Origin of the sequence: Aeromonas sp. SG16, assembly GCF_024436135.1 — a bacterium.
GTDB lineage: Bacteria > Pseudomonadota > Gammaproteobacteria > Enterobacterales > Aeromonadaceae > Aeromonas > Aeromonas jandaei.
Genome location: NZ_JANFNW010000012.1, coordinates 40921 through 61028, shown reverse-complemented (window position 1 = coordinate 61028; position 20108 = coordinate 40921). Strand labels below are relative to the sequence as shown.

Genomic DNA, 20108 nt, shown 5'->3' with positions numbered 1-20108 from the left:
TCGTGTCTCTGGTCAAACTCCAGCTCAGCGACTTTCGCAATATCCAGCAAGCCAGTCTCGCGTTGTCACCCGGCCTCAATATTTTGGTCGGGTGCAATGGCAGCGGCAAGACCAGCGTGCTGGAAGCCATTCACTACCTTGGTCTGGGGCGCTCCTTTCGCACTCATCTGACCGGGCGGGTTATCCGCCAGGGGGAGAGGGCGTTTACCCTGTTTGCCCAGTGCGAACTGGATGGGCGTCAGGTGCCTATCGGTCTTGCCAAGGACAAGAGTGGCGAGACCCAGCTCAAGATTGCCGGAGCGCAGGCGCAGCGATTGGCCGATCTGGCCGAACTGCTGCCGGTGCAACTCATCCATCCGGATGGCTTCAATCTGTTGACCGGGGGGCCGCAGGCTCGTCGGGCCTGGCTCGATTGGGGGGTGTTTCATCAGGAACCCACCTTCTTCGCACTGTGGGGGCGGGTGCGGCGGCTGCTGAAACAGCGTAATGCGCTGCTGCGCCAGAGCACCCAATATCGCCAGCTGGCGTTCTGGGATCAGGAGCTGGTGCGGTTGGGTGGTGAACTGGCAGGCTTTCGCGCCAGTTATTGTCAGGCCATTACGCCCCTGATCAAGGAGATGACGGCGGATTTTCTGCCGGAATTCGATATCAGTCTTGGTTTTTACCGGGGCTGGGAGAAAGATACCCCCCTCAACGAACTGCTGGAGGCGGGGTTTGAGCGGGATCGGGCGCTGGGCTACACCGGTGTCGGTCCGCAGAAAGCCGATGTGCGCCTCAAGGCGAACGGGGTGCCTGCTCAGGATATTTTGTCCCGGGGTCAGCTCAAGCTGCTGGTTTGTGCCATGCGCTTGGCCCAAGGGCTCTATTTGAATCAACATAGCAGCCGTGGCTGTATTTTTTTAATTGACGATTTTGCCTCTGAACTGGATGTCGAGAAGCGTCGCCTCCTGGCCGCAAGGCTGAAGCAGTGCGCGTCCCAGGTGTTTATCACCGCTATCGATACCGGTCAGCTCGCAGACATGATGGATGCGAATGACTGCAAGTTGTTCCACGTGGAACAAGGCAAGATCTCCGAAACGTTAGAGAAGGCAGAGAGTAAGCTATGAGTGAAAATACTTACGACTCCTCGAATATCAAGGTGCTGAAGGGCCTGGATGCGGTCCGCAAGCGCCCGGGGATGTATATCGGCGATACGGATGATGGCTCGGGTCTGCACCACATGGTGTTCGAAGTCGTCGATAACTCCATTGACGAGGCGCTCGCTGGCTACTGCTCCGATATTCAGGTCAAGATCCATTCCGATGGCTCCGTCTCCGTGCGCGATAACGGCCGTGGTATTCCAGTCGATATTCACCCGGAAGAGGGCCGCTCCGCTGCCGAAGTCATCATGACCGTGCTGCACGCTGGCGGTAAGTTCGATGACAACTCCTACAAGGTTTCCGGTGGTCTGCACGGCGTCGGCGTCTCCGTAGTTAACGCGCTCTCTGACAAGCTGCTGCTGACCATTCGTCGTAACGGCCACGTTTACGAACAGACCTATCATCTGGGTGAGCCGCAGGCTCCGCTCAAGCAGATCGGTGACAGCACTGGCACCGGTACCGAAGTACGCTTCTGGCCGAGCCCGACCATCTTCAGCGACACCCTGTTCCACTACGAGATCCTGGCCAAGCGTCTGCGCGAACTCTCCTTCCTCAACTCCGGTGTTTCCATCCGTCTGATGGATGAGCGTGATGGCCGTGAGGCGCACTTCTGCTACGAAGGCGGCATCAAGGCGTTCGTTGAGTACCTGAACCAGAACAAAACCCCGATCCACCCGAAAGTGTTCCACTTCACAACCGAACAGGATGGCATCGGCGTGGAAGTTGCCATGCAGTGGAACGACGCCTATCAGGAAGGGGTCTACTGCTTCACCAACAACATTCCGCAGCGCGATGGTGGTACCCACCTCGTTGGTTTCCGTACCGCGTTGACCCGTACCCTCAACTCCTACATGGAGAAAGAGGACTACAGCAAGAAGGCCAAATCTGCCGCCAGCGGTGATGACGTGCGTGAAGGTCTGATTGCCGTTATCTCCGTCAAGGTGCCGGATCCCAAGTTTTCCTCCCAGACCAAGGACAAGCTGGTCTCTTCCGAAGTGAAGACTGCTGTCGAGCAGGCGATGGGTGAGAAGCTGGCCGACTTCCTGCTGGAAAACCCGGGCGATGCCAAGATCGTGGTCAACAAGATCATCGATGCGGCCCGTGCCCGTGAAGCGGCCCGCAAGGCCCGTGAACTGACTCGCCGCAAAGGCGCGCTGGATATCGCCGGTCTGCCCGGCAAGCTGGCTGACTGTCAGGAAAAAGACCCGGCTCTCTCCGAACTCTACATAGTGGAAGGGGACTCTGCTGGCGGTTCCGCCAAGCAGGGTCGCAACCGTAAGAACCAGGCCATCCTGCCGCTCAAGGGCAAGATCCTGAACGTAGAGAAGGCCCGTTTCGACAAGATGATCTCCTCACAAGAGGTAGGCACCCTGATCACCGCACTGGGTTGCGGTATCGGTCGCGACGAGTACAACCCGGACAAGCTGCGTTATCACAACATCATCATCATGACCGATGCGGACGTCGATGGTGCGCACATCCGAACCCTGCTGCTGACCTTCTTCTATCGTCAGATGCCGGAAATCATCGAGCGTGGCTACGTTTATATCGCCCAGCCGCCGCTCTACAAGGTGAAGAAGGGCAAGCAGGAACAGTATCTGAAAGACGAAGATGCGCTGCTGCAGTACCAGACCGCCATGGCGCTGGATGGTGCGACCCTGCACGTCAACGAGTCTGCCCCGGCCATCGGTGGCGAGGCGCTGGAGCGTCTGGTCAACCAGCATCGCTCGGTGACTCACCTGATCACCCGCATGTCTCGTCGTGCGCCGGAAGCTGTACTGACCCAGCTGATCTATCAGCCGGAGCTGAACGAAGCGCTGCTGAACAGCGAGAGCGATCTGCTGGCCTGGTGTCAGGGTATGGAAGCCGTGCTCAACGAGAGCAACCAGGGCATCCAGTACCAGATGCAGGTTCGCCGCGATGAAGAGCGCCGCCTGTTCGTGCCGCATGCCGTGGTACGTCAGCACGGTGTCGACCGCGAATACCCGATCAGCTACGATTTCCTGCAATCCTCCGAGTACCGTCAGCTGGTCTCGCTGGGCAAGGAGATCGCCAACCTGATCGAGGAAGGTGGTTACATCAAGCGTGGCGAGAAGGTGAAGCCGGTCTCCAGCTTCGTCGAAGCGGTCGAGTGGCTGATGGGCGAAGGCAAACGCGGCATCTACATCCAGCGCTATAAAGGCTTGGGCGAGATGAACCCGGACCAGCTGTGGGAAACCACCATGGATCCGGAAGCCCGCCGGATGTTGCGCGTCACCATCGACGATGCGGTTGGTGCTGACCAGCTCTTCTCCACCCTGATGGGTGATGCTGTAGAGCCGCGTCGCGACTTTATCGAGACCAACGCCCTGCGCGTAGCCAACCTCGACGTCTAATCAGACTCGCTGATTGCAATAAAAAGCCGCTCACAAGAGCGGCTTTTTTACATCTGCAGTCTGCTTTATCAGAGCATTTTGCTCATGATGACCAGGTTGTGGGGTAGCACAGCGCCATCGCTAGCCGTGCGATGACGCAACGCTGGCACTATGTGGTGGATAACCCCGAACCCCAGCTTGGTATAGAAAGGCTCGGCGGTCTGGGTACCGAGATTGACCTCGTAAACCCCTTGCTGCGTCAGGTACTCCAGCACGGTATTGGCGAGCAGGGTGCCGGTTCCTGCGGGTTGCCCAGGTTGCACCACCACAGTGCCGATATAGGCGTATCGCCGATTGTCTGTGGAGTAGATAGACCCGGACATACCTCCCTGCAGTTCACCATTCTCATCATGCAGCATCAAGACAAAGGTCGGCCGGATTTTGGGATCCTGCTCGTTGACGGCTTCGATGTAGAGGGTTTTGCCTGCTGGCTGAGAACCGTAATACGCTCTGAATATTGCAGTGTGATCCGGGCCTGCGGGCATATGAACGGCTTCGTGCAGATAACCGCTTTGAGTGAGAGGGGAATAGAGCTCCTGATACGTGGTGAGTATCACCACCTCATTGATGAGGTGGCCCTGCTGCCGTTGTTCATCGATCAGCTGATCCAGATAATCGAGCGGAGTATCGAGAAAGCTGGCTTCCGGGTAGTGGACGATGACGTTGGGGTTGAAGCCAAACTCCTGCTCACGCAGTTGCAGCAGGGAAAAAAGTGCCAACTGCTTCTCGCTCAGTTCATCGGCTGTGCAGTTATCTGGCTGATACAGTTTGAGTGGATTATGTCGAGTGGTCATTGTTTATCCATAAAATGATGCGCGCAGATGATAACACAGCCGATCGGATAGGGTCGTTCCACGTGGAACATTGAACCGGGTTACCTCAGCTCAGGTGCCGGGCAGTAGAGGCGCAGACGATGGCCATCCGGGTCGAGGGCCATGCAGGTGTAGCCAAACTCCATCTTGGTCGGCGCCTGGATCAGGGTGAGCCCGCGCGCCAGCCACTCGGCAGACAGGCGATCGACGGCATCATCATCGGGGAGGGCGAAGGCCAGCTCCATCGCTCCGGCCGTTTGGGTCACGGCAGGTTCAACTGTGGCGCTGGACCAGAGTGCCAGTCTGGCGCCCGATTCGAACACGAACATGGCAAAGGTAGGTGACTCCTCCACCGGTTCACGCTCGAACAACTCGCGGTAGAAGAGCGCGCTGCGGGTCGGATTGGTAACGTAGAGGATGGTGAACTGGGGGACTAACATGGTGATGCTCCTTGCTGATGAGATGGCGCATCGGCGCCGACCCCGTCAGCATGGCGCTACCTGCTGTCAGTTTCTGTCAGCAATGAATTTCGGCTGCGGGATCTGCTGGGTGGCGCGCCACTCCTTCAGCAGGCTCTCTCTGCTTTTTGGATAGCGGCAATCTTGCGGTTGCATCCGGGTGATGCGATCCACCCGAAAGTGGCGAAAGCCCTGACGCAGTTCGCACCAGGCCACCAGTACCCGTACCTGTTCGAAGTAGCCGAGGGCAAAGGGCCAGACGGTGCGCTCAGAGGCCTCATCCTTGAGATCGCGATAGATCAGGGTCACCTTGCGTTGCTGGCGGATGGCGCTGCGCAGTGGGGCTTCATCGGTGAGGCTGTCGCTGCGGGAGGTACCGATCAGCAGGGCATTGCTCTGGAGCTGCTGGCGATAGTCGGCGGGCAGCACGGCTTCTATCTTGGCCAGCGCACTGCTGGCCGATGCACTCAAGGCTCCGTCACCGTGGGCGACGACCCAACGCGACCCCAGCACCAGCGCATCCAGCTCCTCTTCACTGAACATCAATGGCGGCAGCATGAAGCCGGGACGCAACACATAGCCGATCCCGGGTTCACCCTCGATATGGGCGCCTTGTGCCTGCAGGGTGGCGATATCCCGGTAGAGGGTGCGCAGGCTGATGCCAAGCTGGCTGGCCAGCTCCGCACCTGTGATGGCGTAGCGATGGCCGCGCAGCAACTGGAGCAGGGCCAGCAGGCGTTCGGAACGGGACATGGAATGACTCCTCGGGATCTCTGGTTTAGCCTGCCATAGCGGAGTGTGCGGGTATAGAGGATGTCATCAGACATTGTTGCCACGAAAAGATCGTCGCCACTCGCTGGGGGAGATGGCAAAGCGGGCACGAAAGTGATTGCGCAGAGAGGTAGCACTCTTGAAGCCGACCAGCTCGGCAATGCGATCGATGGAATGGCTGCTTACCTCCAGCAGCTCCTGACTGCGCCTGAGCCGTTCCGCCAGCAGCCATTCACCCACCGAGAGGCCGGTTGCCTGATGAAAACGGCGGGTAAAGGTGCGCCGACTCATCAGGGTGTGATATGCCAGAGAGTCCAGGGTGTGAGGCTCGGCCAGATGGGCACGCAGGTGATCGAGCAACTGGTTCATCCGGACATCGCGGGTGGAGGCGGGCACCGGCTGCTCGATAAACTGAGCCTGCCCCCCTTCCCGGTGAGGCGGGATAACCAGCCGCCGCGCCACCTTGTTGGCGATGGCCGAGCCGTGGTACTGGCGTACCAGATAGAGGCAGCAGTCCAGCCCGGCGGCAGTGCCTGCCGAGGTGACCAGCCCTGCGTCATCCACATAGAGGGCGTTGGTATCGAGCTGCACGCAGGGAAAGCGGTGGCAGAAATCCTGTTCGTACTCCCAGTGGGTCGATGCCTTGCGTCCATTGAGCAGCCCGGCGTAGGCGAGCACATAGGTGCCGAGACAGAGCCCGACCAGCCGGGCACCTCTGGCTCTGGCGGCAATCAGGGCATCGAGCAGCGCTGCGGGTGGCCGTGCTGCCGGGTCGTGCCAGAAGGGGATGACGATGATCTCCGCCTCGGCCAGCACCTCCAGCCCATGGGGAGCCTGAATGGTGAAGCCTTGCGCCGAGTGTGAATGAGGGTTGCCATCGCCGCAGCAGATCTTGAGCTCGAACAGCGGTTGGCCCGGCAGGATATCGCCGAAGATGAGGCAGGGGACGGCGCAGTGAAAAGGGCTGAAGTGATCGAAGGTCACCACGGCAACGATAGGGGTGGTCATGGTGTTGGCTCCTCTCTTGCGCGCAGACCACTCATCATAAGCGTTCGGCAGTGAAAGCCGAAGGGCCATCTCTGACATGGCCCTCCTGCGGGTCACAGCGATATCGCCTCGCCATCTTCTGGCACCCGTACCCGATCCATCATGCCCCGTTCCGCCAGATAGTCGCGCAGCTCCTGGCGTGACAGCACGGCGTGGTTGACCGCCTCCATATGGCTGGCGATCAGCGTGGCTTGCGGTGCGGCCTGATAAACGGCGGCGACATCCTCCTTGCCCATGATGATGGAACCGAGCCCGGGCACCTGTGCATCGCCACAGTTGAGGATGATGACCTCGGGCTGATGCTGTTGCAGGGCTTGCTCGACCCGGGGATGCCAGATGGTGTCACCGGCCAGATAGAGGCACTGTTCATCGGGGTGGGAGAAGACCACGCCGCACACTTCTCCCATGCGCTCGCCCAATACCGCCATCAACTGGTCGCTGCCGTGCTGGCCACCGGTCTGCTGCAGGCGAATGCCGGCAAACTCGGGCTGGTCGCTCAGCAGGCGCACATCCTCAAAGCCACTGGCACGAATGGCATCGGCATCTTTCTGATGTTGTACCAAGAGCGGCAGATGTTTGGGGATTAGCGCTCTGGCGGCATCATCCCAGTGGTCGGGATGGTCGTGAGTGACGATTACGGCGTCCACATCGACCAGCGCATCGATCGGTAGCGGCAGCTCGACCAGCGGATTGCGCAGATGGCTGTTGGCGGTGCCCTCAAAGCCGGGGAAGGCCCCCCTGGCCGAGAGCATGGGGTCGATCAGAAAGCGGGTGCCGGCATAGTCGAGCAGCAGGGTGGCGTTGCGAACCTGGGTAATCTTCATGGGATGGCTCCATGTTGGCTGGTGGATATGCAACCAATTATGTGAGACGGAGCGAGTTGCCATCAGTGGCCCATGGGTCGATTATCATCACTATCGGGCCAACAGGTTGATGTTCTACAGATCGGCGCGGCCATTTAAAAAATTTGAAAAAATCCCCTTGAAAGGAAAAAGTGAGCCCCTATATAGGTAACAAGGCCGGAACGCTCGACAGAGGTTTCGACCAGGCGCCCGTCCATAAGGAGGGCAAACAATCCGTTATCGCTCACAAGAGGGTAATACTATGCGTTCTATCGACTTTTCTCCGCTCTATCGTTCTGCCATCGGTTTCGATCGTCTGGCCAATCTCATCGAATCTGCGGCCAGCAATGGCAATGCCGGTTACCCCCCCTACAACATCGAGCTGTTGGGTGACAACGACTACCGCATCAGCATGGCGGTGGCGGGCTTTACCCAGGAAGAGCTGGAGCTGAGCTTCCAGGAAAATCTGCTGACGGTGAAGGGCAACAAGCAGGCCGACACCGGGCGCAACTATCTCTATCAGGGGATCGCCGAGCGTGGTTTTGAGCGCCGCTTCCAGTTGGCCGACTATGTGCGGGTGAAAGGGGCCGACCTGAAAAACGGCTTGCTGCACATCGAGCTTGTGCGTGAAGTGCCCGAGGCGATGAAGCCGCGCAAGATCGAGATCAACGGCTGATAGCCTGAATTCACTGAAATTTTAAAATTTCCCGGGTGCCGATGACGGGCCTGTGGAGAGTTGAACCTGTTGCTTATTAGAAGGATAGGATTATGCGTAACCTCGATTTTTCTCATCTCTATTCCAACGCCGTCGGCTTCGAGCGGATGGCCCGTGAGCTGGAAGGTCTGTTTGAGCAGAAGACCGCCGCTTACCCCCCGTACAACATTGAGAAGCGCGATCAGGATGGCTATCGCATCACGGTCGCCGTGGCTGGCTTCGAGCGCGAAGAGCTGGAGCTGGAGACCGAAAACGGCGCCCTCAGGGTGAAGGGGCGCAAAGGGGCTGCGGCCGGTGAGCGTCAGTTCCTCCATCAGGGGATTGCCGAGCGTGACTTCGAGCTCGCCTTCAAGCTGAGCCAGCACGTGGAAGTGCAGGGCGCCAAGCTGGAGCATGGTCTGCTGACCATCGATCTGGCACGCGAGCTGCCGGAGGCGCTCAAGCCCCGCGCCATCCCGATAGGCAAACCCGAGCAGCTGGCGCTGCCCGGCTAAGTAAACCGGATCGCGACAGACAACAAAGGCCTGCATCTGCAGGCCTTTCTGTTTTTGGCTGGCCGGACTGAGTTAGCCAGCGTAGAGGGCATTGATTTCGTCGGCCAGAATGGCGATGCCGCGGCGCACCAGCTCCTCGCTCTGGGAGTAGTTGAGGCGGATGCACTCCTGGCTGTGGCGCCACTCAGGGTCATCGATACCGGGGAAGAAGTAGTGACCCGGCACGATCAGCAGGTTCTTCGCCTTCAGTCGCTCATAGAGCTCCTGACAGTGGATCGGCAAATCTTCAAACCAGAGCCAGAGGAAGAGGGCGCCTTCCGGCTTGTGAATGTGGAAGCGCGGGTCGGGGATCGCTTCGCGCAACAGCTGCACCGCTAGCTCCGCCTTCTGCTGATAGAAGGGCTTCACCACCTGTTCGCTGAGGGCGATGATCTCGCCGCTCTCGATCATCGGGATGGTGATAGCAGGCCCCAGACTGCCCGGCGCCAGATTGATGATGCCACTCAGGTTGGTGATGGCCTGGATGATCTTCTCGTCGGCGATGACGATGCCGCAGCGGGTGCCCGGCAAGCCGAGCTTGGAGAGGCTCATGCAGAGGATGGTGTTGGCATTCCAGAACGGCTTGGCTTCGCTGAAGATGATGCCCGGGAAGGGGACGCCGTAGGCGTTGTCGATCAGCAGCGGAATGCCCTTGTCGCGGGCAATCTGGTCGAGGTGTTCGATCTCTTCGTCGGTGAGCACGTTGCCGGTGGGGTTGGTGGGGCGGGAGACGCAGATCACCCCGATATCGTCACCCACCTGCAGGCTCTCGAAATCCACGTGGTACTTGAACTGACCATCGGCCAGCTTCTCGATGGTGGGCTTGTAGGCCACGAAGTAGTCGTCCGCCAGCGCAGAGTCGGCATAGCCGATGTACTCGGGGGCGAGCGGGAACAGCACCTTCTTCTTGCGGCCATCGGCAAATTCACCGGCCAGCAGGTTGAACAGGTAGAAGAAGGCATTCTGGCTGCCGTTGGTCAGGGCGATATTGCGGGCCGAGATATCCCAGCCCAGCTCCTTGCTGAGCAGTCCGGCTAGCGCCCTGGTGAACCTGTCTTTGCCTTGCGGGCCATCGTAGTTGGCCATCGCCTTCACCAGTTCGCCGTTGTCGAGCAGGGTTTTGGCCTCGGCCTGAAAGCGTTCCAGCATGGCGGGGATGGGGGCCGGATTGCCGCCACCCAGCATGATGGCGTCCGGATTGGTCAGCCCCTGATTGAGGTCATCCATGAGTTGGGTAATACCGGCGTGGCGAGTGAACTTCTCGCCGAACAAGGAAAATTCCATTCAGTGACAGATCCAGATTTGAGTTACGGGGATGTAGCACCATAGCTCAGTTTAAAAGCGGGTGTCGATCAAAAAGATGGGACGTTCCACGTGGAACATGGCGTAAAAATTAAGCGCGGAGGCACTGCGGTTTCGAAAGAAACATTAACCGGACAAGCGCACAGGTTAAATGTATTTATTTGAACCAAATCAGCTGGTTGGAGCATCTCCTTGGTGGGGAGTGATATAGCGTGCAGGAGTCTGCCCGGTGTGTTGCCTGAAGAAACTGATAAAGGCGCTGTCGCTGGAAAACTCCAGAGCTGAGGATATGCGACTGATGGATTGTCCCTCGGCCAACAGCTCCATCCCCCGCAGCAGTCGCCACTGCTGACGCCACGCCTGATAGCTCATGCCTGTTTCCCGCATAAAGATACGGCCAATGGTCTTGTCACTAGCACCTACCCGTTCGGCCAGCCGGTTGAGCCGATCGGGTAGGGCATCCCCCCGTTTCAACTGCTGTAGCCAGTCGCCCAGTCTGGGATCGGTTGGCAGCGGCAGCTGCCACGACTCCCGCGGCGCCTGCCCCAACTCCTCCATAAACAGTGCCACCGTCCGTTGTTGCTGCTCTTGCGGTTTGTCCCACGGCCAGAGCGCCATCCGTTCGATCAGTTCGTGCAGCAGCGGATTGACCGCCAACACCTCCATCGTACCGGGCAACTCGGGGTGCGGTTGGAAGTAGAGGGAGCGGTAGGCCACCACACCGCGCATCAAGATCCGGTGTGCGGTGCCGGCAGGCAGCCAGGCGGCGCGGGTGGGTGGCAGCAGGCAGACCCGACCTTCCAGCTCCATGGTCATGCAGCCGGATTGGGCGAACAGCAGCTGATGGCGTTGATGTTGATGCAGACCTGAGTCGTGCCAGCCGAGCGCGGAGGCGATGCCGATCACGCAGCCGGTCAGCTGGTCGGGGTCAAAAGGGTGATCGGGAAGAATAAAGGCCATATGTCCGATTCTTGATGTTTATAGTCCTGCTTATTGTAATCAGACAATCGGCATCTCTCTAGAATGGCGACCTCTTGTGAAGGAGGTTTGTCATGAACAACAAGTTGCCACCGCTCTGGCTGGTGGTGGGATTGATGATGTTTCCCCAGATTGTGGAGACCATCTACAGCCCGGTCCTGACCCACATCGCAAGCCAGTTTCAGGTGAGCGAGGGGCAGGCATCCCAGACCCTGTCGGTCTATTTTCTGGCGTTTGCGGTGGGCGTGGTCTGCTGGGGACGGCTCTGCGATCTGATCGGACGGCGTCCCGCCATGTTGGCCGGGTTGCTCACCTATGGCGTCGGCACCCTGCTGGCGCTGCTGGCCAACCAGTTTGAAACTCTGCTGCTGGCCCGGGTCATCTCGGCCTTTGGCGCCGCCGTGGGCTCCGTGGTGACCCAGACCATGCTGCGCGACAGCTATCAGGGCAGCGATCTGGCGCGGGTCTTCTCGGTGATGGGCATTGCGCTCTCACTCAGTCCCGTGCTGGGGCTGCTCAGTGGCGGCCAGCTGGCGAGCGGGTTCGGTTATCTCGGGGTGTTCAGCGGTCTGTTGGTTCTGGCAGTAGGTTTGCTGCTGGTGACCTGCTGGCAACTGCCGGAAACCCGTCCGGCCACCACCCGGCAAGTCGCACTCTGGCCGCTGGCGTGCCGGATGATGAAGGATGGCGGGCTCTGGCGCAGTGCTATGCTGGTGGCCCTGTTCAACACCATGCTGTTTGGTTACTACAGTCTGGCGCCGTTCCTGTTTGCCGGATTGGGATTGAGCACCGGCGAGTTTGGTTACTCGGGGATCTTGCTGGCACTGGCGACCCTGCTTGGCTGCCTGCTCAACAAGCATCTGCTGGGGAGGGAGTGGCTGCCGTCCTCTCTGATCAGACTGGCTTGCGCTCTGGCGCTGGTTGCCGGGCTGCTGGTCTGGGCGACTGAGGTCAGCCTCTGGTTCCTGCTGCCCATGATGGGAATCGTGGTGGCCTTCGGACTGGCGATCCCCAACGTGCTGAGTCAGGCGCTGCTGGCCTATCGCGAGGTGGCGGGTAGTGCAGGCGCCCTGTTCGGGCTTGGCTACTACCTGCTGCTCAGTCTGGGATTGGCGGTGGCGGCCGGATTGCAGGATCTCGGCCTGTTGCTCAGTGGCTGCGGTCTGTTGGCGCTGCTTTGCAGCGGGCGTCGTTCCACGTGAAACGTCAGTTGCCGATAAAGCGGTAGCCGATGCCTGATTCGGTCTCGATAAGCGTCGGTTGCTGGGGGTTATCCCCCAGCTTTTTGCGCAGGCTGGCGATGACGATGCGCAGGTAGTGGGTGTCCTCTTTGTGGCTCGGCCCCCAGATGTCGTTGAGCAGCTGGGTCTGCATCACCAGCTTGCCGGGGTGGCACACCAGCGCCTGCAGCAGGGCGAACTCCTTGCGGGAGAGGGGGATTTCTTCTTCCTTCATGGTCACCTTGTGGCTGCTGATATCGAGCGTCAGGCCACACTGGGGGAAGTGGCGCCGCTCGCCGCTGCTGACGCCAGCCCGCTGGCGCAAGAGCACGCGAATGCGGGCCATCATCTCGCCGATGCCAAACGGCTTGCTCATGTAGTCGTTGGCACCGGCATCCAGCAAGCGCACCTTCTCCTGCTCCGAATCACGGGCCGACAACACCAGCACCGGGTTGGGGTGGTGTTCGCGAATGGCCTGCAGTACCTGAATACCATCGCCATCAGGCAGGCCGAGATCGAGGATCACCAGATCGGGGTTGAGATGGCGGTATTGCTCCAGCCCCTCGGTGACGCTGACCGCTTCGCTCACCTGATGCCCCTCGGCAATCAGGCTGATCCGCAGAAAGCGACGGATCGCCGCTTCATCATCTATGACCAGAATGTGCGCCATCAAACCTCCGGTGAATTGAGCGCGAGCGGCAGGGATATGCGCATGCAGGTGCCGTTGCCATTGGGGCCGGAGAAGGCCCAAATCTTGCCGCCGTGGGCCTCTATCATAGCGCGGGAAATGGCGAGGCCAAGCCCGGTGCCACGGCTGCCGCAATCGCCCACCGGTTGGGTATAGAAGAGGTTGAAGATCTTCTCCCGATCCGACTCGGCGATACCGACCCCGATATCGATGATATCGATGATAAGGTCGGGTTCGGCCACCATCACCTTGAACTCGATGGGGGTGCCTGCCGGCGAGTAGCGGGAGGCGTTATCGAGGATGTTGACCAGCACCTGCTCGATCAGGGCGCCATGCACATAGAGCTGGGGCACATGCTGATCGATGTGTACCAGCAGCTTGTGCTGGCGCCAGGAGGAGTCGAGCCGCTTGCGGGCGCTCTCCACCAGATCGGTCAGGTCGACCCAGTCCCGCTTCAACTGGAAGTCGGGGGAGCCGATACGGGTCATATCCAGCAGGTTCTGCACATAACTGTGCAGGCGGCGCGCCTCGTCCTGTACCGAGTGGAGCAGTTCGTTGCGATCATCCGGCGGGATCCGGTCACCATATTCCAGCAGAGTGCTGCCAGCCCCCATGATGGTGGCCAGCGGCGTCTTCAAGTCGTGGGAGACCGAGGAGAGCAGGGCGGCCCGCATCCGGTCTGTTTCCGCCTGCAGCTGGCTGTCGGCCAGCCGCTCGTTGAGGTCGATCCGCGCCAGCGCGGCGCGAATGTCGGTGAGCAGCGCCTGAAGTTGATGCTCGGCGGAGGAGGAGAGCGGATTGGCCAGTGTTATGCCGATCACCAGATCATCGCTGAGGTGGTGATACTGCGCCTCGGCGGCATTGAGGGTGGCGGTGTGGGCTCCGGCACTCTGCTTCTGGGCCAGACACCAGTCGATGGCCGCTTTGTCGGTCTGGCCGGGTCTGTGCTTCTCGTTGCCGAGGCGGTCGTGAAAATCCTTGTCGATCACTACGGTCGGCTGGCCAAGCGCCAGCGAGATCGCTTGTGCTCCTTGTCTGAGCACCTCCTCCGGGCTGTTGGCGGTTGCCAGCCCCTGACTGAGGGAGAGCAGGGCATTGCCCAGCTGCTGGGTCTCGCGCAGGCCGATCAGCTGTTGCCGCTGGCGGGAGGCGAGGCGTCCCGCAGTCATGCCGACGATAAGCAGCACGAACAGGGTGAGCAGGTCGCTGTGGTTGGCGACGCTCAGGGAGAAGTAGGGGGCGGTGAAGAGCAGATTGTGGGCGATAAAGCCCAGCACGGCCGCCAGCGTGGCGGGCACCAGACTGGTGGTAAGGGCAGTCGCCAGCACCCCCAGCACGAAGATGAGTGGCAACGCTGCGGGGGGTAGCCAGTAGGAGAGCCCCCATGCAATGGCCGAGGTGATCCCCATGATGGCCACCGCCAGCAGGCTGTGGTGAATATCCTTCGGCGTCGGGGAGCGCATCCCCACTCTGGGCTTCTGCTTCTCGGTATCGACCAGGGTGATCTCCAGCCCCTGTGCCTGCTTGAGCAGGTGCTGCACCAGCGAGCGACGCCACGGCGCCTTGTGGGGTTTGCCGAGCAGCAGCTGCGATACTTGCTGCTGCTCGGCAGTCTCCAGCAGGGTATTGGCGACCGCCGGACTGGAGAGGGTCAGCACCTTGGCGCCCAACTGGGAGGCGAGCGCCAGCGCCTGCTCCACATCGGCCGAGCTGTGGCCATTGCTGTCGACATGCACCACCAGCCAGGGCAGCTGGCGACGCTGGGCAAAGCGGTGGCCATAGCGCACCAGCGCAGCCCCGTGCTGGTTGCCGAGGCAGACCATCAGCTTGCCCCGCAGCGGCAATGTGGTTTTGCCCGCCGCCTGCCATTGCAGTTGCAGATCGCCCTCCACATGGCTGGCTGCGGTCTGCATCGCCAGCTCCCGCAATGCGGTGAGGTTGTTGAGGGAGAAGAAGGATTGCAGGGCGGCCTTGGCCTGATGGGGGACATAGACCTTCCCCTCGCGCAGGCGGCCGAGCAGCTCCTTGGGGGGGAGGTCGATAAGGATAATGCTGTCTGCATCGAGCAGAACCTGATCGGGCAGGGTCTCTTTGACCCTGACCCCGGTGAGTTGCCACACCAGATCGTTGAGGCTCTCCAGATGCTGGACGTTGAGGGTGCTGTAGACGTCGATACCGGCGTTGAGCAGCTCCTCCACATCCTGCCAGCGCTTCTCGTGGCGGCTGCCGGGGGCGTTGCTGTGGGCCAGTTCGTCCACCACGGCGATGGCTGGCTTGCGCGCCAGCAGACCGTCGAGGTCCATCTCCTCCAGCCGCTGCTGACGGTGCATGTGGATCTTGCGCGGCTGGATAGCGAGTTTGTCGAGCAGGGCCAGTGTCTCCTGCCGGCCGTGGGTCTCCACCACGCCGATCAGGATGTCGACCCCCTCCTTGGCCTGTTCCCGCACCGCCTGCAACATGGCGTAGGTCTTGCCCACGCCGGGGGCGGCCCCGAGAAAGACTTTCAGCTTGCCCTTGTGCTCTTGCTCCAGACTTGCCAGCAGGGCGTCAGCCCTTACCTCATCACGCATGCTTATCCCTATCGAGCCAACTGCCCGCGTCGAAAATGGAGGTCAACGCCAGATCGGCAAGGAGCGCCCTCAGGCGCCCTTTTGATGATCCAGTTGCAGGTTCAGCTGGAGAATGTTGACCACCTGCGGGCCAAGGATACCAGCTTGTGTGGCCGACTTGACCTGCTCCGTCAGTTGGGCGGGATCCAGTCCACGTTCTCTGGCGACGCGATCCACCTGCGCCAGCACCGCATCGAGTGGCAGATGGGGATCGAGGCCAGAGGCGGAACGGGTCAGCATGGCGGGAGAGCTGGTTTCAGGCTGTGCCTTGGCGGCCTGTTCGGCGAACTCCGCCCGCAGCGGTGAGCTCATCCCCAGATTGCTGGCACTACCGCCAATGGTGTTGAAATCACTGGCGGAGGGGCGGGGGTGGAAGTACTCAGCCCGCTCGAATTTCTGTGCCAGCAGGGCGCTACCTATGAGTTGCTGCTTGCTGTCGGTCAGCTGGCTGCCGTTGGCTTGCCAGGGGAAGAGCAGCTGGGCCAGTCCGGTGACGACCAGCGGATAACCCACGCCCAGCAGCAGGGTCAGGGTCAGCAGGGTTCTGATTGCGATCATGATGGATATGCTCCGAATTCGTTGTGTGGATGCGGGCTGACCCGCATCCCGGTTATGCCGTTACACCAGACCCAGGCCGGTAATGACCAGGTCGATCAGCTTGATGCCGATAAAAGGCACCAGCAGGCCGCCGACACCGTAGATCAGCAGGTTGCGGCGCAGCAGGCTGGCGGCCGATCCCTTCAGGTCGACACCGCGCAGGGCCAGCGGCACCAGCGCTACGATGATCAGGGCGTTGAAGATGATGGCCGACAGGATGGCGCTCTGCGGGCTGCCCAGCTGCATCAGGTTCAGCACCCCCAGTTGCGGGTAGGCGGCGATAAAGAGGGCCGGCAGGATGGCAAAGTACTTGGCCACATCGTTGGCGATGGAGAAGGTGGTCAGGGCGCCACGGGTCACCAGCAGCTGTTTGCCGACCAGCACCACATCCAGCAGCTTGGTGGGGTTGGAGTCGAGATCCACCAGATTGCCCGCCTCCTTGGCGGCCTGGGTACCCTCGTTCATGGCCAGACCCACATCAGCCTGTGCCAGCGCCGGTGCATCGTTGGCACCGTCACCACACATGGCGACCAGACGGCCATCGGCCTGCTCCTGCCGGATATAGGCGAGCTTCTTCTCTGGCGTTGCTTCGGCGATGAAGTCATCCACCCCGGCTTCGGCAGCGATGGCGGCGGCCGTTTTCGGGTTGTCACCGGTGATCATCACGGTACGGATCCCCATATGGCGCAGGATCTGGAAGCGGGCCTTGATGCCGGGCTTGATGATGTCCTTGAGGTAGACCACCCCCAGCAGCTGTTCATGGGTACAGACCAGCAGCGGTGTACCCCCCTGACGAGCGATGTTGTCGACTGACTTGAGCACCAGCTCCGGTACCGCTTTGCGGTCGAGGGAGAGGTAGTTCAGTACCGCATCGACAGCTCCCTTGCGATATTGGTGACCGTTGCGATCCAGTCCGCTCAGACGGGTCTCGGCGCTGAAGGGGATCACCTTGTCATCGTCCAGTTGGCTCGGTTTGGTGTGGCTCTTGCCCGCCAGAGTCAGGATAGATTTACCCTCGGGAGTGTTGTCACCCAGCGAGGCCAGCATGGCCGCTTGTGCCAGCAGGGCCGGGTCAACGCCGGGTGCCGGGATCAGTTCGTCAGCCATCCGGTTGCCGAAGGTGATGGTGCCGGTCTTGTCCAGCAGCAGGGTGCGCACGTCACCGGCCGCTTCGACGGCCCGGCCCGATTTGGCAATCACGTTCAGTTTCACCAGTCGATCCATACCGGCAATGCCGATGGCGGAGAGCAGGCCGCCGATGGTGGTCGGGATCAGGGTGATAAAGAGCGCGATCAGGTAGAGGCGCGGGACCTGAGTGCCGTTGTAGTCGAGGAACCAGGGCAGGGTGGCGACCACCAGCAGGAAGATGAGGGTCAGCCCGACCAGCAGGGCATCCAGCGCCATCTCGTTGGGCGTTTTCTGGCGCTTGGCCCCTTCCACCAGTGCAATCATGCGATCCAGCGTGCTTTCGCCCGGATTGTTGCTGACGCGTACCCAGATCTCGTCTGAAACGACGGTGGTATTGCCGGTTACACCACTGCGATCGGTACCCGATTCGCGGATGACGGGGGCGGATTCGCCGGTGATGGCGGCCTCGTTGACCGAGGCGATACCGGCGATCACCTCGCCGTCGGCCGGGATCATCTCGCCGCTGCGTACCAGCACCAGATCACCCTTCATCAGACTGGTGGCGGGGACCCATTCGCCCTGACCATCTTTTGCATTAGCCACCCGACGGGCCTTGAGCTGGCTCATGCCAGCCTTGAGGCTGTCGGCTCGCGCCTTGCCGCGACCTTCGGCCAGCGTCTCGGCGAAGTTGGCAAACCAGAGGGTGAGCCAGAGCCAGGCTGTCAGCTGCCAGGCCAGCGAGGGGGCGACCCCGGAGAACGGCTGCCCCAGCAGTGACTCCACCGTCGCCATGACTGCTGCCAGCCAGAGGGTGAACAGAATGGGGCTGCCAAACAGCGCCTTGGGATGGAAGCGGTAGATAGCTTCAACCATGGCCTGCAGGATCTGCGATTGCTGTTTTTTGCCCTTCACCTGCATGGTGTCGGGACTCATTGAAGTGGACTTGCTCATTTAGAAAGCTCCCAGCATCAGATGTTCTGCCACGGGGCCCAGTGCCAGCACCGGCAGGAAGGAGAGGCCGCCAATCAGCAATACGGTGATGATCAGCAGGGTAATGAAGAGCGGGCCGCGGATCGGGAAATCCCCTTCGCTTATCTCCTGACGCGGAGCGCGGGCGAGCTGGCCGGCAATGGCCATGATGGGGATGATGTAGCCGAAGCGACCGAGCAGCATGGCCAGACCGATGGCAACGCACTGCCAGTTGTCACCGGCAGCAAAGCCGGCAAAGGCTGAGCCGTTGTTACCGGCAGCCGAGGCGTAGGCATAGATGAGGCGTGACAGGCCGTGGGGGCCATCGTGACCTATGATAGTGGCCGCATCCGGCATCAGCAGAGTGACACCGCCGATCACCAAAACCCCCACCGGCATCACCAGCATGCTGGCGACGACCCACTTCATCTCGGTGATACCGAGGCGCTTGCCCAGATAGGTCGGGGTACGACCCACCATCAGACCGCACAGGAAGACGGTGAGCAGCACGAACAGCATCATGCCGTAGATGCCGGCACCCACGCCGCCGAACACCACCTCACCCAGTAGCATGTTGATCATGGCGACCATGCCGGAGAGCGGAGCGAAGCTGTCGTGCATTGAGTTGACCGAGCCGTTGGAGGCAGCGGTGGTCGCCACTTCCCAGATACTGGAGAGCACCGGGCCGAAGCGGCTCTCTTTGCCCTCCCAGTTACCCGCTTCGCTGGCAAGATGAGTCAGGGCCGGATCCAGTTTCATCTCCTGAGTGATGGAAACGAAGAGTCCCAGTGCCAGCATGATGGTCATGGCAATGACGATAGCGCGGCTGTGGGCCATGTCCTTCACATAGCGACCCAGGGTAAAGACCATGGCGGCAGCCAGGGTCAGCAGGGCGACCATCTCCAGCCAGTTGGAGAGGGCGGTCGGGTTCTCGAATGGGTGGGCGGAGTTGATGCCGAAGAAGCCGCCGCCGTTGGAGCCGAGCTGCTTGATGGCAATTTGCGAAGCTGCCGGGCCGAGCGGCAGCAGCTGCTCCTGACCTTCCAGAGTGTGGAACGGCAGATAGGCTGACAGGCTCTGCGGAACCCCCTGCCATACCAGCAGCAGCGCCAGGATCAGCGACATCGGCAGCAGCACGTAGAGGCAAAAACGCACCAGATCCAGCCAGAAGTTGCCAAGGTGGGTTGTCTGCTGGCGGGCGATACCGCGGAACATCGCAACCGCTACGGCAGCACCTGTGGCGGCAGAGACGAAGTTCTGGGTGGTCAGGCCCACCATCTGGCTGAAGTAGGAGAGGCTGGCCTCACCGGAATAGGCTTGCCAGTTGGTGTTGGTCATAAAGCTGACCGCAGTGTTGAAGGCGAGTTGCCAGTTCAGGCCGGGCAACTGCTGCGGGTTGAGGGGCAGCAGACCCTGCGCCATCAGGATCAGGAACAGCAGGCCGAAGCCGGCGCCATTGAAGGCCAGCAGGCTGAGGGTATAGGACTTCCAGTCCTGTTCCCGTCCGTCCGTGCCGCAACATAACAGGGTGGCACGCTCCACGGGGGCCAGCCAGCGGCACTGGCCTTCAAATACCCGGTAGAGATAATTGCCAAGCAGCGGTGCTGGCAGCAGTACCAGCAGCACAAATGCGACGGGATAGATCATTTCTTGCCACATAGCGGATTCCTCACTCGTGACTGCGCGTGAGTGCGCGCAGCAGATAGACCATCAAGGCGAGGACCAGCAGCAGATATAGCCAATTCATATCGACTCCATTGAGATAATTAGCTGCGAGAGCCGATGTAAAACCATATCGACTCTGTTGGTGTTATTGACGCTGAAATGGTAAGAAGAACCGGCGTAAAGGCGCCATAAAGCGCCATGTGGCAGGCGTAAAATCGGCG

At 60.6% G+C, this 20108-nt stretch carries 17 protein-coding genes; 5 read left to right on the top strand and 12 right to left on the bottom strand.

The window, feature by feature from the left end; all coding sequences use genetic code 11:
- Nucleotides 1–2: 2 nt before the first annotated feature.
- Nucleotides 3–1106, top strand: coding sequence for a DNA replication/repair protein RecF (gene recF, locus NOM67_RS20105; protein ID WP_033115255.1), 1104 nt, complete (start codon nt 3–5; stop codon nt 1104–1106).
- Nucleotides 1103–3514, top strand: coding sequence for a DNA topoisomerase (ATP-hydrolyzing) subunit B (gyrB, locus tag NOM67_RS20100; protein WP_042031093.1), 2412 nt, complete (start codon nt 1103–1105; stop codon nt 3512–3514). Before recF ends, gyrB begins: the two co-directional genes overlap by 4 nt.
- A gap of 68 nt (nt 3515–3582) precedes the next feature.
- On the opposite strand, the gene NOM67_RS20095 is transcribed toward gyrB, so the two are convergent.
- The 5 genes from NOM67_RS20095 to NOM67_RS20075 form a co-directional block, all read right to left on the bottom strand.
- Complete coding sequence (locus tag NOM67_RS20095; protein WP_156854518.1) at nt 3583–4347, bottom strand: GNAT family N-acetyltransferase; 765 nt, start codon at nt 4345–4347, stop codon at nt 3583–3585.
- An 80-nt stretch (nt 4348–4427) separates the two neighbouring features.
- Nucleotides 4428–4805 carry a VOC family protein gene (locus NOM67_RS20090; RefSeq protein WP_255939653.1) on the bottom strand — a complete coding sequence of 126 codons (378 nt, stop codon included), beginning with the start codon at nt 4803–4805 and terminating at the stop codon, nt 4428–4430.
- A 66-nt stretch (nt 4806–4871) separates the two neighbouring features.
- The gene (locus NOM67_RS20085; protein WP_127007981.1) at nt 4872–5576 is read right to left on the bottom strand and encodes a YafY family protein; all 705 of its coding nucleotides are present in this window, start codon (nt 5574–5576) and stop codon (nt 4872–4874) included.
- 66 nt (nt 5577–5642) lie between these two features.
- Complete coding sequence (locus NOM67_RS20080; RefSeq protein WP_255939650.1) at nt 5643–6602, bottom strand: helix-turn-helix domain-containing protein; 960 nt, start codon at nt 6600–6602, stop codon at nt 5643–5645.
- Between the two features lie 92 nt (nt 6603–6694).
- Nucleotides 6695–7465, bottom strand: a complete 771-nt coding sequence (locus tag NOM67_RS20075) for an MBL fold metallo-hydrolase (RefSeq protein WP_255939648.1) — start codon at nt 7463–7465, stop codon at nt 6695–6697.
- Nucleotides 7466–7745: 280 nt separating this feature from the next.
- Between NOM67_RS20075 and NOM67_RS20070 the strand changes: the two genes are divergently transcribed.
- Nucleotides 7746–8159 (top strand): Hsp20 family protein, encoded by a 414-nt coding sequence (locus NOM67_RS20070; RefSeq protein WP_255939646.1) that lies wholly within the window; start codon nt 7746–7748, stop codon nt 8157–8159.
- Nucleotides 8160–8251: 92 nt separating this feature from the next.
- The gene (locus NOM67_RS20065; protein ID WP_255939644.1) at nt 8252–8692 is read left to right on the top strand and encodes an Hsp20 family protein; all 441 of its coding nucleotides are present in this window, start codon (nt 8252–8254) and stop codon (nt 8690–8692) included.
- A gap of 72 nt (nt 8693–8764) precedes the next feature.
- Here NOM67_RS20065 and NOM67_RS20060 read toward each other — a convergent pair whose 3' ends face one another.
- Both NOM67_RS20060 and NOM67_RS20055 read right to left on the bottom strand, forming a co-directional pair.
- The gene (locus NOM67_RS20060; protein WP_255939642.1) at nt 8765–10015 is read right to left on the bottom strand and encodes a valine--pyruvate transaminase; all 1251 of its coding nucleotides are present in this window, start codon (nt 10013–10015) and stop codon (nt 8765–8767) included.
- 189 nt (nt 10016–10204) lie between these two features.
- A complete protein-coding gene (locus NOM67_RS20055; RefSeq protein WP_255939640.1) occupies nt 10205–10993 on the bottom strand; it encodes a helix-turn-helix domain-containing protein in 789 nt (262 codons plus the stop codon).
- 92 nt (nt 10994–11085) lie between these two features.
- On the opposite strand from NOM67_RS20055, the gene NOM67_RS20050 reads away from it, so the two are divergent.
- Nucleotides 11086–12213, top strand: coding sequence for a multidrug effflux MFS transporter (locus NOM67_RS20050; protein ID WP_255939638.1), 1128 nt, complete (start codon nt 11086–11088; stop codon nt 12211–12213).
- 4 nt (nt 12214–12217) lie between these two features.
- On the opposite strand, the gene NOM67_RS20045 is transcribed toward NOM67_RS20050, so the two are convergent.
- The 5 genes from NOM67_RS20045 to kdpA form a co-directional block, all read right to left on the bottom strand.
- Nucleotides 12218–12901: a response regulator gene (locus NOM67_RS20045; protein ID WP_033115265.1), complete on the bottom strand. Its 684-nt coding sequence runs from the start codon at nt 12899–12901 to the stop codon at nt 12218–12220.
- The gene (locus NOM67_RS20040; protein ID WP_255939633.1) at nt 12901–15489 is read right to left on the bottom strand and encodes a sensor histidine kinase KdpD; all 2589 of its coding nucleotides are present in this window, start codon (nt 15487–15489) and stop codon (nt 12901–12903) included. The genes NOM67_RS20045 and NOM67_RS20040 overlap by 1 nt, the downstream gene beginning before the upstream one ends.
- A gap of 69 nt (nt 15490–15558) precedes the next feature.
- Nucleotides 15559–16086 carry a potassium-transporting ATPase subunit C gene (locus tag NOM67_RS20035; RefSeq protein ID WP_255939631.1) on the bottom strand — a complete coding sequence of 176 codons (528 nt, stop codon included), beginning with the start codon at nt 16084–16086 and terminating at the stop codon, nt 15559–15561.
- A 60-nt stretch (nt 16087–16146) separates the two neighbouring features.
- Nucleotides 16147–18204, bottom strand: coding sequence for a potassium-transporting ATPase subunit KdpB (kdpB, locus tag NOM67_RS20030; protein WP_255939629.1), 2058 nt, complete (start codon nt 18202–18204; stop codon nt 16147–16149).
- Nucleotides 18205–19881, bottom strand: a complete 1677-nt coding sequence (kdpA, locus tag NOM67_RS20025; RefSeq protein WP_041210495.1) for a potassium-transporting ATPase subunit KdpA — start codon at nt 19879–19881, stop codon at nt 18205–18207.
- Nucleotides 19882–20108: the final 227 nt, after the last annotated feature.